Here is a 15191-nt window from a genome sequence, read left to right as displayed (position 1 = left end):
ATGCGCAAGGTCATCGTGCAGGTGTCACTTGGCTTTACGGCCGGACTCCTCTTGGGCATGACGGACGCCCGCTCGCGCAAGGCATTTATTAGGTCCGGTACCCCACGCCGAACGGCGCGGGACCCCGGCGCCGATCCACAACATGAGCGGATTCCGCTCTATAAGGTGCTTTCCATGACGCTGCCCAGTCGCGCCGGGGGGCTAGTCGCCCGGCGCGACTGCGTTGGCTGGCCTATTGGTCGCCCGGCGCGTTGTTGTCGACAACCTCCTGATAGGCAACGAGATCAAGGAACGCCTCTGCCTCGATCACAGCGCCGTCCTTCATGGTCCAGATCCAGAGAAACTCGTTGCTGTAGGATGCCCCTGAGGTCGTGATGGCCGTGGCGTCGAAGCGGATGATGACGTCGTCTCCGGCCGCCCAGATGTCGTGCACTTCTGGCGTCAACGGCGTTGCAAGTCGGCTGATCAAGGGAACCGACGCTCGTTGAACGAAGTCCTCCACGCCATCATAGATGTCCGAGACCGGGCCGGACCCGTGGATCGTCCACTGTACCTCGGGCGACAGCAGCGAGAACACACTTGCGACCCCGCCTTCCCATTCCTCGAAGGCTTCGCGGACGATCATCTCGTTCTGCGTAGTCGTCGAGGCTTCCGGCGAAGCAGGCTCTGCCCCCGCCGAGCCTGTCGCTACCGGGATCCCCGACGACAGCAAAAGCACGGTCGCAGCGCCGAAGAGGCAAGAATTCGACTTCATCATGTTCATTGGTTTGATCCTGCTTGTTGATCTGACATATGGATACATGCTAAAAGTCTGTGACGGAACTCGTGCAGCACTCAACAGGCTGGTTAGCCGTGCTGAACAATGAGCATGGGCGTGACCGCTCTGCCGCAACTCGTTGCCGCTGCAAAGGAGCCGCGTGTGTCGGCTTTCCAATCTTCCGAGGCTAGATAGAGGCTGTACGCCGTCTCAAGGCGCGCTTCGCCGGCAGGCGCAGCTCGCTGCGGAATTCGCGATAGGCGACGGAGAGCGCCTTCGGGTCTAAAATCGCGTTCTGCAGCCGTGTGTGGACTGGCGTTGAAAATGGGGTCTGACGCAGTTCTGATGATCTTCGGGACCTTCAGGCGCCGATCAGCCTCGTTTCGAGCAGGTCGATCTTGGCGCGGCCGTACATCTGGCGTTTGACCAGCTTCAGCCGGTTCACCTGTCCCTCGGTCTGCCCGTTCGACCATGGGTTGGCGATGGCGGCGCGCACGGCGGCGAGATTTTTCGAGATGCCGCGCGCATCAGGCTCACTTCGGCCTTCTCCAGTCAAGCGTCGAGATCGTCCGCGGCCTTGGATCGTATCATCGCCTGGAACCCGTCGAGGACGAGCCGCGCCTCGACGAGCAGCGGCACATGGGCTTCGACCGCGGCAACGATCACGGTGTCGGCCTTCGTGAGATGATCGCGGGCGGTCGTCATGAAGCGCGCCACGGTCCGCGCCGACGGTATCTTGCCGAGGTGCTCTGGGCTGCCGTCGGAACGTCGGCGCCGCGTCGCCCTTTTGCAGACCACGCGCAGGGAGCCACGGAAGCGCTGCGCACCGAGGCGGCGCCAGAGGTCCGTCGCGTTGCGGCACCCCGAAGCCCATTGCCCGTCGAGCCAGACGAGGTGAGGCTCGAGTGCGCTCTCCAGGATGCGGAAGACGTCGACCCGTCCTCCTCGCACAATCTGACGCACGATCCTGTGGCTGTGGCCGGTCCGGCGGACGATCTCTTTGATCGGCGGGCCGGCCTCGGCGAGAGCGGCGGCCATCGCGTTCGTATCCTTGCGCCTGAGGCCCTCGTACAGGAACCGCTCGGCGCTGGTGAGGAGTGCCGGGCTCACCGTCGTCGCCGAGACGGCCTTGCAGATCTCGCGCATCACTGACAGGCCGCGCCTGGGTCACGATAGACCTCGCCGATGCGCACTCACTTGCGCTGCGTCCTCTCCTGAGAGAGGGACAAGATGTCAGACCGAATCCGGGGCGTGCTCGGCTCAGCGGAAGAGGCCGCCGGTCGCGGAGATCCCGCGCGGGCCGTACGACACCCAGCCCCGACCCTGGTCGTCCTCGCGCTTGACGTACACATAGCTCGTGCTCGTCCAGGGCAGGAGCGCGTCGGTGACGTTGTCGAGGACGTAGTCGCCCGCATCCGTGCGCACGAGCAGCACGGCGTGGCCCTCGCCGCGCCCGTCGAGAACAGCCGCCATGCGCATGGCGGCACGCGGCACGCCAGCCGCGGCCAGGCGCGCGCGCTTGAGCAACTGGATGTCCTCGCAATCCCCTCGCCCGTCGACGGGCATCGACCAGACGTCGTTGCGGCCCCATTGCTCGAGGTCGGTGACGAGCTCGATCTCCGAGTTCACGCTCCGGTTGACGCGGTCGAGCAGGGCGAGATTGGCGGAGCTCGCGGCGATTCGGCCGGCCCGACCACGGCCGACGCGACATTCGGCCGGCCAGCGCGCGCAGAACTGCTCCCACGCGGATATCGCGAGCGCCGGCTCCACGGGCTCGAGGAACGGCCCACGCGCGTCGGCGGCGTCCGTGAGCACGATCATGCCGAAAAGTGCAAGGCCCGATGCGAGGGCGCTACGGCGGCGTGCTCGGCGACGGCTCGGAAGAACGGGCATCCGCGGTCCTTTCGATCGTTTGTCGGCGCCAGCATGAGGAAGCCTGACGGAGAAGGCAACGAACAATCACGCCGAGCGCCCGGGACCATAACGCTGAGATCAAGTGTCGAGCTGGGACGGCCGCGGTTTTCGGCGCCGTCGGCATCGCCGGGGCCAGGGGCGCCGCCGCGGGACGTCTTCATCCGCGTCGAACGCGCTTGCCTGCGTATGCGCCGGGAGACAGACCCTCGCGGCAAACGAACGCCAGTACGCCACGTACTCCATAGGCGCGTGTCCGATCTCCTTCCGGAACGTCTCGAAGAAGCCGGAGCGGGACATGCCCGCGGCCGCATCCGTGCCGGCGTCCCGCTCGCGACGCCCGGGCGCGGGGGCGCCGATCTGACCCCAGAGCACGTCGCGCACCTGCCCTTCTTCGACGTGGACTTCAGCGGCATCGGCGTGCCGACCCGCGTCGTCTGCGGCGCTGAGGACGATCCGCATTTCACGCCCCGCGGCCCCGAATGGCACGCGGACGCCTTCCACGACGCGCCGGGGGCCGACGCCCTGCTGACGGTCGGCGGCGTGGGCCACGGGCTCGGCGGGATCGCGGGGCTCGACGCGCGCGAGACGGAGGCGGAGGACCCCGACGCGCTCGAGGCGACCCGGCGCTTGACCCTGGCTTGGCTGAGGAGCGCACTTTCCGAGGAGACAGACGCCTGGGCGCGGAGCAGAGCCGCGCTGCGCGAGCGCGCGGCCGACATCGCCACGATCACCGAGAGAGAGCGGCCGGACGAAGTCCCGTCGTGAGCGCGCCGCGACGCTCCTGCGCCGAGACGAACGCGGCGCGTGCGCTCGGAAGCGATCGCGCACCCGACACGGGCGCTCACAACGCCGCGGAAGTTGCTGTCCCGGTTCCGATCTTGCGGTGCGTCGGGGCCGATGAGAGAAGCTGCGTCCGCGTGTTCGGATCACGATTTCTCTCGTGCCTACAGGGCATTGGCTATCGATCGGCACTGCTCGGTGTCACTCGGCTTCGGCGCGGGACCTATTCAGGCGTGACGGACGCCAGCTCACGTAAGCTGTTTATGTCCGGGACCCCACGCCGATCGGCGCGGGACCCCAGCGCCGATTCACAGTCCAATCCTTTGCGTTCAGAAGGCCGAGATCGCGCACCGCCATGGCCCCGTGGCCCCGCTCGTGAGCCATGTCGGCGAGGATCGGTGTCAGGTTCTCGTCAATGAGAAAGCGTCAGGCTCATGTCTGCAGAGCCGCCGTCGAGCGTGGACGCCCACGAGCAGGCCGAGCCTCGGTATAAACGAGCGCCGCATCGAGCTGGTCGTCGCTGAGACGGTAGTCCGTCTTGAGCTCGTCTCTTTTGACGCCTCGCGTCAGGGCAGCTGCCACGGGGCGCACGAGCACGCGAGTGCCGCGGAAGGTCGGCGCACCAGCCTGCACCTCATCGACTTCGGCTATATGCTCCAGGGCCGCCTCGAGATTTCGTAGACGCCTGCTAACTGCGTCGGCGATGTCGGACAGGTCCACACGAAGAGGTACAGCAGTCTCGGGCACAATCACAACACCCATTGCCTCGATCGGCTTCCGCTGGAGCTCGGATTCAAGATAACGCCTCAGCTTCGAGCGCGCCGCGGCAGCAACATCCTTAGCTATCAGGTGGTCGGCTGCGATGAGAAACACGCCCTTGGGACTCACCGTTCGCGTGCGTCCGCCGTATTCGACGTAAGGACGACCGAACCGGACGCGGTCGATCGCTCGGTCGACCACCGCTGGCGCGAGCCCAGCGACATAGGCCGCTTCGGATTTGGACAGCGCCTGAATCATAGCGATCATTGCCCACGTGGTGAAACTTTAAGGCGTGGACGCTGGTTCCGCAAGAACGGGCTTCGTTGAGGCCACGCGGTGAGGATAGCGTCGTTTCCTATCAGAGCTACCAAGCAAAGCGGAACGCTGGGAACCTTGGTGAGGTCTTGAGCAGGATGATCCCCGGCGTGGGCGCGAAGCCTCAGCCGGAGTGGCCGCTTGCCCTGGAGATGGCTGGAGGGGAACCTCGGAGCCGGCCTCTCGCTTCGGGCTCGTCTCACGCCCGGCACGGTGGCGACGATTTCTCGCTACTTCTCGGCAGATTTTGCAGCCCGCCGGCGGTCCATGGCTTCGAGCGTACGCGGTGCCCTTCGGAGGATATAACCGCATTCCCACAGTCTCCATGTACCTACCGCGCTGCCGTATCACGCCGACCGATGTAGGCAAGTCCACCGAAGTGGACGACATCGAGATAGTTCTCCGGTGGACGCGGGCAAATATCCGAGGTCCGTCCTCAGAAAAAAATACCGTCCAGAAAAGCGGAATTGCGCTGAAAAAGCGATTTGCCTTCGCTCCATCGGTCCTACCTCTCGCTTCAGGAGCTTGATCCTGAACGAGAAGGTGCTGGAGGGCATGTGGACCTCGATTTCGCATCAGAACGAAACTGAGAGATCTAAAACGACCGCCGGCACGCCAAGCGAGCCCCTCCTCCCTACGGCAACGCTGGGGGTCGCCGATCTGGCGTGTCGGTATGGCGTCGCGGACGCAACTGTTCGCGGTTGGCTGCGCTCTGAAGCCCTGAAAGGTCGGCGCATTGGGCGCGCCTGGCTCGTCTCCTGGAAGGCACTGTTTGCCTTCGAGGGGGGCAGCGTGCCCGGGCGCTCCCCGCGCCAGCGTGCGCTCGCAGCAGCGCCTCTGATGACGCCGGAGGAGGTCGCTGACCTCTGCAGCTGTAGCGCCGACACGGTCCTCCGATGGCGGCGTGAGGGTCGGCTGACCGGTCTCGTCGTCGGCGGCCACATCGTAAGGTTCAGGCGCGATCTTCTGCAGAACGCTCTGGGCCCGAGCGTCCTGGTGCCCCTGCCCTCCGGCGCCCCTCGGACTGCCGAGCACCCTTCCAAAACAACGGATCGCGGCGCTCGGAAAACGACGTCTCGCTGATCTGTAGGGGGGAAATTCCCGAGACGTTCTTTTCCGCTCCAGCCCAAACCGACAAGCCGCTTTAGAAACCGACACCTGAGGTCCGGAACCGATGCAACTGAACCAGAAAAACGAGCCTACGGATACCCTGAACGCGGCGGGGACCACGGGAAGAAGCACCGCTCAGGCGTCGTGCACGCTCGCCGACGTCGCGAAGGCGCTCGAGACGGACGGCCTCGGATACTCCGCGGCGTCTCGAGAGGCTTACCTGCGGGCGCTGCGCCGGCACACGCGGATCACGGGCTGTCGAGCGGAGACGATCTCAGCCGATCCCGTCGCGCTCGATTCCCAGGCGAAACAAATCGCGTGGGTGGCGCACGGCTTCGCATCCGAGAAGGCCTTTCGGCTGCACTGGGCGAAGGTGATCGGACCTGCGAAGAGGCTGGCGGGGCGCAATTCCGAGTCCGCAGCGGCCAACAAGAGCGATGCCTGGCGCCAGGTCGCCGCGGCTATCACCGAGCTCCCTCTCGACAGGGATGTCGCGATCGCGATGCGCGCGAGGTGGGCGAGCCTCTCGCGAATGGCAACGCGCTTCGAGATCGCTACACCGGCGGAATTCGACGCAGCCCGGGTTCTCCAAATCGCCGAGGCGATGGATACGAAACGACAGCGCCTGCGCGAGAACGTTGTGGCGCTGAACCGACTCATCGAGATGCGGGAGCATCATGAGGCGCTCTCAATGCTCCCGGCGCATCCCGTGCCGGTGCCTCCCCAACGCCCCCGTCAGCTGATCGACTGGGACGCCTTGCCCCACGCACTCAATGCCGAGCTCGAGCGGGTCCTCGACTGTCTCGCCAACGGTCGCGCGACAGGTGCGACGGTGATGGCCACGGTTACGCTGACCGACGTCGTTCAGACGGCGAACACGAAGGCGTTCGAGAGGCAGAAGCCCGCAACAATTCAGCTGACGCGTGCCGCGGTCAGCTGGTCGATCGCCGGTCAGCTCGCGTGTGGGCGCCAGGCGTCTGACCTCACGTCGCTCGAGGATCTCTGCACACCTCTCGCAGCCGCCCAAGCCGCTGAGGCCCAGTTTGCACGTCAGCAAGCGACCGGCACGTACAATCCGACAAGTGCCGGCCCCTATCAATACACGAGCATCCTATGCAGGCTCGCGACCAGGTTCTACGTCGTAGACGCGAGCACGGGTGAGCAGTGGAAGCGGCTGCTCAACGCGCTCCGAATCGATCGCGATGTCGGCAAGATCGCCACGAAGCACCAAAAGCTTCTCGACGAGCTCCTGAACTCGCGCCGTATGCAGCGTGCGTGGCTTACCCTCGACCAGAGGGCGTGGGACGCTGCGGAGGCACTCCGTCGTCGGCCGACACTGACGCGCTCAGAGCGACGAGAGATGGTCCAGATCGCCGAGTTCGCGGTGCTCATGACCATCCTTATTCGCACCCTACCGACCCGGCTCGCGACCCTGCCGGAAATTACATTCCGAGGAGAGGCGCCTTTCCTGCGCCTGCCTCGCGCTCGCGGAGATAATGCATTCCTTGATTTGCCGCCCAAGAGCGTCAAGAACGCGCGCCGAATGCTCGTCGAAATACCCGAGGAAAGCCTCGCAATGATCAGAGGCTACCTCAAGCACTTCCGGCCCATTGCGCTCGAGCAGCCGCGCGTCGCCGCATGGCTTCGTGCGCAAAACCAGACAGACTGCGACTATCTCATACCGGGTATTTCAGCAGGCGGCCGTCGATCGCGCTCGTCCGTCGCGATGTTGGTGAAGCGGGGCTTGCGCGCCTTTGGCTTTACGGGCGTCACGACGCACGTTGTCCGTCACTTCATGGCTCAGCTTCTGCTCGAGGCGGATCCGAACGCTATTGGTGTTGCCGCAGACTGGCTCGGCGATACGCGCAGGACGATCGAGACCCATTATCGCATCTCAGATGCGCGCTCGGCAGCTCGGCACGGTCGGAAGCTCCTGTATGGAGACTCCGATGCGCGCTGAACGCAATTCTCAACCAATGCACGGGCTCCCCCGATATCTGCCGTTCGAACAGTGGCCGCCGCGCATGCAGGCAGCTGCGCTGGACCTCGCGCCCGAGGCCGAGAAGACGGTCGGCCGGTTTCTCGCGTTTCTCTCGAGCCAGAGCAGATCTCCTGAGTCCATCGGCACCCAGGACGTCCTCGACTACGCTCAGACGCTGTCGCCCTCACATGCCTGCCGCCGCAAGCACCTGAAGAGGCTGAGCGCGCATTTGCCGTCCCTCCTACCCACCTCTGCGCTACACCTGCGGGAGGCCGTGAAAGCCGCCGACGCTGCACACTACGCTGAGTATGGTAGGGCCCAAGCGCGCAAGAGGTGCGGCTATCGAACCCGAAAGTGTGGCTGGGACCTCGGCGTGCCAGTGGCAGACTGGCCGGCGCCCTGGCGCGAAGCACTGGAAGCCTATCAGAGGCGACTGGAAGGCCCGAAGACGACCATCGATCTGCGTGCTGCTCTGACAGACAGCGCGCCTGAGCCGCCTCGTATTGGGCGGAGGACGCTTGGGGGCATCACAACGGCCGTCGCACGACTGCTCTACGCCACCCGACGCGATCCCCGTGTGTCAGATCCCGATCGGCTCGCCCCGGACACGCTGCAGTCGTATCTCGACGCACTTCGTGAGCGAGGTGCGAAGGACGTGACAAGAGCGATCGAGACGAAATTTTTGAGCAGCTTTGCGACCCACGTCCTGCGGTGGCCCGCGGCCGAACGACAGTGGATCAAGCTTACCTATCAATCGTTGAACAGTAGGGCAAAGACCCAGCCGAGACGGAAAGACGAGAAACCAATACCGGCGCTCACGGAGGTTTGGAGCACGGGACAGGAGCTGTGGTGCCGTGCCCAGGCGCTCGGGCCCGGAACGCAGACGGCTTTCCGCCTCGCGCGTGATGGCATGGTTCTCTGCTTTGCGTGCAATGCTCCACTGCGCGCCAGTGACCTGCAGCCTCTCGAATACGAGCGGCATCTCTTGCGCATCGAAGACGGTTGGGCCCTCAGAGTGCTCGTACAAACGAAGACAAGGAAAGAGTACCGCAATAGTCTATTGTGGCCTGAAGTCAGTGCGATGCTGGACGTCTACCGAGACAAATGGCTCCCCGAGCGAGAAACAGCCTACGTCTGGATGGATCGCGAACCATCCGAACGCTGGCTCGCATCGGTGTTCAAGAACCGAGTCGGTATCAACCCGCATCTGATCCGCGACATTGTAGCGACCGACATCGCAGCCAGCGGCGATGCTGTAGATGGCGTCATTCCGAGCATCCTCGGTCATGCTGACAGTCGGACGTCTGCAGAATACATCCGCGCCGCGGACGTGATCGTAGGCGCTCGCGTCGCCCGGCGGCTCCTCGCACAACTCTTGTCCTCAGAGGCGTAGCCATAATCGCCTAGAATTTTCGGTGTTCGACGAAAGGAATTCCATGCTGCTCGACGTAATCATTGAATTCCCGTGCCGCTTCGCTCAGGTCCGCTCCTTTGTAGAGCCGCGGCCGAGCGGGAGGTTTCTCCTCCTTGATAGCGGGAGGTTTCTCCTCCTTGATCATGAGGTGCTTGCCCTCGACAGGTTCGTAACCCTCACGCTGCAGCGCATCGGCGAAGCTCTCGCGCACGCGTTCAGGATGTGCCGTGGCGTAGTCGATTGCGGCCTCGAAGGCCTCGCGGGAAATGTCGGGGTTGTCCGCCACTAGATCATCGATGGTCTCCCCGTGCCGGACGCGGCCGAGGACTGAGTATACAGTCACTCTAGTGCCGCGGATCACGGGTGTTCCGCTTAGAATGGCCTCGTTCATGTCGATGAAGGGATTAGACATGTTCAGCTCCTCACGACCGTCTGAACGGACGGGCCGCAGCGCGTCCTGGCAGAAGAATACACGATCGCGCCTCCCGACTGCGTATTCCGGCGATCGTGAGCGCTCATTCCACGCGATTATAGCCGCCGATTCCATTTCATCGGGCGCGCGTTCCACGTGATCGTGGGCGCTCGCGTCGGCCGATGTCGGCATTGATTCAGACCCGGGTTTCCGGGTCAAGGGCGACCGCGGGTGCGCAGGGCGATCGCTCGAAAGCGGGGGGGATTCCGGCGCGAGACTGACCTTGCTTCATAGGAGGCCTCGAATCGGCGGGTGTCCCATGAGCGCGCGGCCATTTCTGGAGCATTTTTCGGCGTTGGACGACCCACGCCAAGCGTTGAAGGTGGTGTATCCGCTCGGTGAGATCCTGCTGGTCTTGCTGTGCGGGTCGTTGGCCTGGGCGGAAGATTTCGCGGAGATGGAGCGCTGGGCCAAGCGCAAGCTCGACTTCTTGCGTCGGCTCCTGCCCTTCGCGGCCGGCGTGCCCTCGCACGACACCCCCAACGACGTCATGAACGCGCTCTCCGCGCCCCTGTTCGCCGAATGCTTCACCGCCCGGGCCGCCGGGCTCGCGGAGCACGACCCGGACATCGTCGCCATCGACGGCACGACCTCGCGCCGCGCCCGCGCCGGCGTGGCCGCGCCGCTCCATCTCGTCTGGGCCTTCGCCAGCCGCCAGAGGCTAGTGCTCGGGCAGGAGGCCGTGGCGGGCAAGGGCAACGAGATCACCGCCATTCCGCGCCTGCTCGAGCGCCTCGAGCTGACCGGTGCCCCCGTCACCATCGACGACATCGGCTGCCAGCGCGAGATCGCGCAGGCCATCCGCGCCGAGGGCGCCGACTACCTCCTGGCGCCCAAGGACAACTGGCCCACGCTCGCCCAGGAGGTCCGCCTCTTCTTCGAGCGCGAGCCGGCCCACGCCTTCTACCGGCACGAGACCACCGATGGCGACCACGGCCGCGTCGAGGTGCGCCGCCACGCCGTCTCCCACGATGTCGGAGGGCTCGCCACCGATCGCCGCTTTCCCGGAGAGCCGCGATTCCCCGGCCTCGCGGCCATCGCCATGGCCGAGGCCGAGGTCGACCGAGACGGCAAGACCTCGCTCACCCGTCGTTACTTTCTCCCCTCGGCCCCGGTCGACGCAAAGACCTTCGCCCGCGTCGTGTGCGCACACTGGGGCATCGAGAACCGTCTCCACTGGGTCCTCGACGTCGTCTTCCACGACGACCTCATGCGCCTGAGAACCGAGCACGAACCCGCGAACATGGCGACCATCCGACGCGCGCCCTCAACATCATCAAGGCCATCCCCGACAAGGCCAGCCTCAAGATCCGCAGAAAAACACTCGGCTGGAACGACGACTACCTTTTCAAAGCCATCACCAAAAGTCGCGATTCTAGCCGTCAAGCGATTCCCCTGCGCAGGTGCGGCGCGCTTTCGAATGCTGTCGCCGCGAAGTTCGAGGCGGCGGGCGTTGTGCACGAGCCGATCGAGAATGGCGTTGGCGAGTGTCGGATCGCAGGTGACAGCGTGCCAAGTGTGGATCGGCAGCTGGCTCGTCACGAGGTTGGATTTGCGTCGAGTCGGTCGTCGACGATTTCGAGCAAGTCCCGTCGTTCGTCGGCGGTGAGAGTCGCGAGGCCCAATTGCCGACGACGAGCAGATCAACACGCGCGATCATCTTCACGAGACGGGCACAGCGGCCATTGCCACGGGCGTTGGCGAGTTGCTCGAAGAGCCGCGGAACGCGGTGGTAGAGGACCGAGCGTCCGTCCCGGCACGCCTTGTGGCCGAGTGCGCAGACGACCCAGCTCTGGCCGAGGCCGGTGACGCCGGTGATCAGCAGGTTCTCGGCACGCCCGACCCAGGACGCGGTTTGCGAGCGTGGGCTTGCTCGCTGCCGCCCCCCTCAACGGTCCTGACCGGCGGAGAAAATAATGAGCGTCCCACGATGCGGCGATCAAGAAAAAATTTAAGAAAGAACTTTGACGATCATGGAAGCGATCTACTTCAGGAGGATCGATCATCTGCAACCTGGAACGGAAGGAAATTTGCTATGAGTCTCGTAGATAATTTCATCGTTGTGCGAAACGCACGAGTGTCCGGATGGGGCTCTGCAAGGAATGCTCGTCGCGTCACCGGTCTTACCGCACTGGAGCGACAAGCAATTTATGAGGAGAAGACTGTATTCATCCTCGGATGCCCGGAATACAATGGTGAGACTCGGCGAAGGATTGTCAAGCGAGGTAGGGCTTACTACACGCGGATGCCGGCGCCTCAGCCAGAGGCGGTCGACCCACGAAGCGAACCTCCTACCTGCTGAAGCGCAGAGAGCGCGCTTGAGCGAGCCGCCGAGCGCGAGCGCCCCGACCACGATCCTAGCGCTGCCGTTGATCTTGCCGAGCGTCCATCGCCCATTGTCGCCAGTTCCCGGGCGGCCTGTCTCGAACACCGATCGACCGTCCGGTTAAGCTGGCGCCGCAGGGCGCCCGGTGCGGTCTGACCCGCAGCAGGGCCTGAGGTAAAGCCCAACCTTGGATCGGCGCTAAGGTCCCACGCCGATCGGCGTGGGGTCAGAGCACGAGACTCTTGCGCAGCTTCGCTTCGGCTAGTTTCGGGTGGGGGCTCGCCTGGAGCCGAGTGACACTGTACGAGCGCCTTGTACCCGAAAGGCGGGCGCCACCAAGAATGAGGCTGTAGGGCCGACAGCGTGCCCGCCCTATGGGACTTGTGTTCTGGTCATCGTTCCCGCAGCATCGCCGTTGAGTCCGTATGTGCGCTAGAATGCACGCAGGCGAATCGTCTGCTACGGTGAAAAATAAGAAAGCCGAATAAGGCCAACGAGCGACGTAGCATTTTGGGGGCGGGCTGATGTCCCACGATCAGCGGTCCAGGCGAGGGAGTGACCTCGATCGAATGCAGCGGGACCGCGCAGCCGCGCAGGCCAGAAAGCTCGCTATGCTGCCCGGCCTCAAGCGGGTCGTGCCGGAATGCTCAGCAAACGATCTGCACAGGCCCTCGGAAATCGGCGGCACGGCGTACGGGACGGAGCCCGCAGGCGGGACCGGGGCGGATCAAACGGTTTTTACGGCAGCCAAAGCCGCTTTCTGCGTTGAGCCGCGGTGCCGTGTCATTGATCGCATCACGCTCGGGCACGGCGATCTTCAGCCGCCACACCTTGTCCGCGTAATCGCCGGCACCTGTTTGGCGCCCAGGCCGGAACGCCCGGTGTGCATCGTCCTCCCTTCGGTCGAGCTCCTTGCGCCGCTGGCGGCTATTGTCGCCGCGATCGAGCACTTGGCGTCCGATTTGCCGGCGGAGCTCGCCGACTATCCGACCAAGCTGACACCAGGAACGCGCGTGCGGCTCTGCTCGACCGGCGAGGTCTTTGAGGTGGGCGAATTCAGCCGCTCACTGAATGCGCTCGCCCTGCACCTCACCGACAAGCGAAACCGCACCTCGAACGGGAAGCGCTTCGTCTTCGCCGATCAGCTCGCTCTCTTCGAGCCCACCACGAGGATCTTGCCGAAAGGGGGATCGGGGACGGCGTTCGCACGACCGCACATGACCGACCTCGATGCCGTTCTGGGCACTCGGTTCTTCTCGAATTCCGGGCTCGTCCGCACGCGCGTGCTGGTGCAGGGCAGCCGCACCGATTTCCAGCGGGCGCTCGACGGACTGAAGATACGCCCGCTCTCCGGAGACCCTGAAGCCGCGCCAATCGCGTCCGGCTTCCCGTTCGGCGGGTTCGGGGACGACGGCGTGCCCCGCGTCACGCGCCCCGACGGCGCGGCGGGGCGTCCGTTGGTCGCGACGGCACGCGACTTGTCCGAAATGAGGCGATATTGCGATGGGTCGGAGCCCGGCAGTTGCCTCGTGCTGACCGATCGGATCGACGGGGTGCTTGCGGACCTCGACCTCGCGGGGCGCATCGCTGAAAGGCAGCGCCTAGTCGTCTTGGTAGACGCGAAGCGCCGCGAGGATCTCGCCCCCCTGCGTCGCCAGCGATGGACCGTCTGGGAGCCGACACCGTCGGAAATACTCGGACGGGAGACCCCAACCTTCACGACCGGATGCCCAGGCACAACCCGCTCGCTCCGGGCCGCCGAGGCGGAGAGGTTTAGAGCGCCGGGCTACCTGACCTCGGCCGCGCCGCATGTGGGCGAGATCGACAAGATGATCGAGCGCATTGGTGGCCTCCTGGACAACGAATGCGTCGAGCACGAGCCATGGGTCGAGGACGTCCTCGCGGCCACGCGCGGCGCCTTCTTCGCCGCCGGTTCGTGGCTCGGTCCACCCACCGGTGCGCGTCTCGAAATGATCGAGGCTGACCTTCGCGTTCTTCAAACCGAGGCACCCCGGATGCGGTGGCATCTCGGCGCCGAAGCCGGAACGGCGCTGATCGATCTCGCGGAAGCGGTCGTGGCGTTCCGATCGTCGATCGAGGCTGCGGGCGTTTCGCCGAAGGGGCGGAGCTTGCTGGAGTTGGCCGCGAACGCGAATGGATCGGGGCGCAAGCCCGTGTTCGTCGCCGGGAATAGGCAGAACCGGGAGGAGGCCGACGTCTTCCTTCGCGCCAACGGACTCGACCAGCGGTGCTTGGCGATCCCGGACCTCCATGGTCTCGACGAGACGGCGAGCGTCATCGCCTTCTCGGTGATGCAGCGCGACCTGTTCCATCGCCTCGTCGATCCGTGGCCCCGCGGGACCGTCCTCTTTCTAGGCTACGCCTACGAGGTCGACTGTTATCGGCGCCGTCTCCTCCGTCGTGAGGAGTTGCGTGCCAGGGGCCGTTTGGACCCCACCCGAAGGCTCGCGCTCACCGGCGTTCCGGACGAGTTCTTCGGCAACGACGAGCCGCTCGCCGAGGCGGCCTCACCGTCGGAGGAGGACGAGCGCCTGACGAAGTTCGACCGCGTCACCCGCGACCGGAGTTCCTCGAAGCGGGTGACGTTGCCGTCTGGAAGGCCCGGCGAAGAGTTGTGCGACGTGACGGTCGTCCGCTTCGTCGGTCGCTCCATCCTTCCCATGACGGCCGAGCACACGTCGCTCGTGCTCGGTGCGGCAAAGGGCAGGGCGTCGGTGTCCTCGGCGCGGGTCGGCGACTTGACCGTCGGCAGCCGCATCGTCGTACGCGACGGCGGCGACCGCGACATCGTACGCATCATCGCCGAGGGCCAGGTCGGCACCGCTACCTATGCGGACCTGCGAAGGCGGGCCAACCTCTGGCAGGTCGCCCTGCGTTCGAGTGACTGCGATCCGCAGGAGATCGCGGCCGTGCTCCGTGAGCAGGGCGTCGTGCGGTACTTGGTGACGGTCCGATCATGGCTCGTCAACGACGACATGATCGGACCGCGCTCCGAGCAAGATTTCCGGGCCATTCAGGAGGCGTTTCCGCTACGCGGCCGCGGAGCGCGGGAATGGGACGATTGTTGGAAGGCGATCGGCGATCTGCGTTCCCTGCACGTCTTGGCCGGGAACAGCCTGACGGAAAGGCTCGCCGCCAGATGCGGGCGGATGCTCTTCGAGCCCTCGGACACCGAGATGGCGGTCGATCTGGGCATCGGGACCGTGTGGATCCTGGAAGTTTCCGCCATCGAGGACGCCATCCGCCAGTGTCCCGCCAGTCACGCCAATCGGCTCATTTGGCTCGATCAGGAATGGCGCCAGCGTCTCCTCGCGATGCCCGTGCAGCACGAGGCGGCCTGAA

General features: G+C 65.0%; 12 protein-coding genes and 2 pseudogenes. 6 read left to right on the top strand and 8 right to left on the bottom strand.

Going from position 1 to position 15191, the window contains the following annotated elements:
• Positions 1-232: 232 nt before the first annotated feature.
• The 4 genes from IEX89_RS22240 to IEX89_RS22225 all read right to left on the bottom strand — a co-directional run bounded on the left by IEX89_RS22240 (position 233) and on the right by IEX89_RS22225 (position 2578).
• A complete protein-coding gene (locus tag IEX89_RS22240; RefSeq protein ID WP_244645650.1) occupies positions 233-763 on the bottom strand; it encodes a nuclear transport factor 2 family protein in 531 nt (176 codons plus the stop codon).
• A 355-nt stretch (positions 764-1118) separates the two neighbouring features.
• Positions 1119-1313 carry a transposase gene (locus IEX89_RS22235; RefSeq protein ID WP_188915473.1) on the bottom strand — a complete coding sequence of 65 codons (195 nt, stop codon included), beginning with the start codon at positions 1311-1313 and terminating at the stop codon, positions 1119-1121.
• Positions 1310-1903: a hypothetical protein gene (locus tag IEX89_RS22230; RefSeq protein WP_188915472.1), complete on the bottom strand. Its 594-nt coding sequence runs from the start codon at positions 1901-1903 to the stop codon at positions 1310-1312. Before IEX89_RS22230 ends, IEX89_RS22235 begins: the two co-directional genes overlap by 4 nt.
• 114 nt (positions 1904-2017) lie before the next feature.
• Positions 2018-2578, bottom strand: a complete 561-nt coding sequence (locus tag IEX89_RS22225) for a transglutaminase-like cysteine peptidase (RefSeq protein WP_244645649.1) — start codon at positions 2576-2578, stop codon at positions 2018-2020.
• Positions 2579-2920: 342 nt separating this feature from the next.
• On the opposite strand from IEX89_RS22225, the gene IEX89_RS22220 reads away from it, so the two are divergent.
• Positions 2921-3436, top strand: a complete 516-nt coding sequence (locus IEX89_RS22220) for a hypothetical protein (protein WP_188915470.1) — start codon at positions 2921-2923, stop codon at positions 3434-3436.
• 276 nt (positions 3437-3712) lie between these two features.
• Here IEX89_RS22220 and IEX89_RS24825 read toward each other — a convergent pair whose 3' ends face one another.
• A complete protein-coding gene (locus IEX89_RS24825) occupies positions 3713-3868 on the bottom strand; it encodes a hypothetical protein (protein WP_373290632.1) in 156 nt (51 codons plus the stop codon).
• A gap of 15 nt (positions 3869-3883) precedes the next feature.
• Entirely contained in the window at positions 3884-4468 is a 585-nt protein-coding gene (locus IEX89_RS22210; RefSeq protein WP_188915468.1) for a DUF433 domain-containing protein, read from the bottom strand.
• A 612-nt stretch (positions 4469-5080) separates the two neighbouring features.
• On the opposite strand from IEX89_RS22210, the gene IEX89_RS24820 reads away from it, so the two are divergent.
• From IEX89_RS24820 to IEX89_RS22195, 3 genes are all read left to right on the top strand, one after another.
• A complete protein-coding gene (locus IEX89_RS24820) occupies positions 5081-5608 on the top strand; it encodes a helix-turn-helix domain-containing protein (protein WP_373290630.1) in 528 nt (175 codons plus the stop codon).
• Between the two features lie 91 nt (positions 5609-5699).
• Positions 5700-7595: a site-specific integrase gene (locus IEX89_RS22200; protein WP_188915466.1), complete on the top strand. Its 1896-nt coding sequence runs from the start codon at positions 5700-5702 to the stop codon at positions 7593-7595.
• The gene (locus IEX89_RS22195) at positions 7585-9009 is read left to right on the top strand and encodes a site-specific integrase (protein WP_188915465.1); all 1425 of its coding nucleotides are present in this window, start codon (positions 7585-7587) and stop codon (positions 9007-9009) included. Before IEX89_RS22200 ends, IEX89_RS22195 begins: the two co-directional genes overlap by 11 nt.
• A gap of 10 nt (positions 9010-9019) precedes the next feature.
• On the opposite strand, the gene IEX89_RS22190 is transcribed toward IEX89_RS22195, so the two are convergent.
• Positions 9020-9442 (bottom strand): DUF433 domain-containing protein, encoded by a 423-nt coding sequence (locus IEX89_RS22190; RefSeq protein ID WP_188915464.1) that lies wholly within the window; start codon positions 9440-9442, stop codon positions 9020-9022.
• 319 nt (positions 9443-9761) lie between these two features.
• Between IEX89_RS22190 and IEX89_RS22185 the strand changes: the two are divergent.
• A pseudogene (locus tag IEX89_RS22185) lies at positions 9762-10849 on the top strand (ISAs1 family transposase); the annotation flags it as partial.
• A 66-nt stretch (positions 10850-10915) separates the two neighbouring features.
• Here the strand turns inward: IEX89_RS22185 and IEX89_RS24700 are convergent.
• A pseudogene (locus tag IEX89_RS24700) lies at positions 10916-11330 on the bottom strand (ATP-binding protein); the annotation flags it as partial.
• A gap of 1109 nt (positions 11331-12439) precedes the next feature.
• Between IEX89_RS24700 and IEX89_RS22175 the strand changes: the two are divergent.
• On the top strand, positions 12440-15190 hold the full coding sequence (locus IEX89_RS22175) for a DISARM anti-phage system protein DrmE domain-containing protein (RefSeq protein ID WP_188915463.1): 2751 nt from the start codon (positions 12440-12442) through the stop codon (positions 15188-15190).
• The last annotated feature ends 1 nt before the right edge of the window (position 15191 follow it).

It is taken from the genome of Salinarimonas ramus, from assembly GCF_014645695.1.
GTDB classification, from domain to species: domain Bacteria; phylum Pseudomonadota; class Alphaproteobacteria; order Rhizobiales; family Beijerinckiaceae; genus Salinarimonas; species Salinarimonas ramus.
Note: the sequence above shows the minus strand (reverse complement) of the source record. Positions and strands in the feature narration are given on the sequence as shown.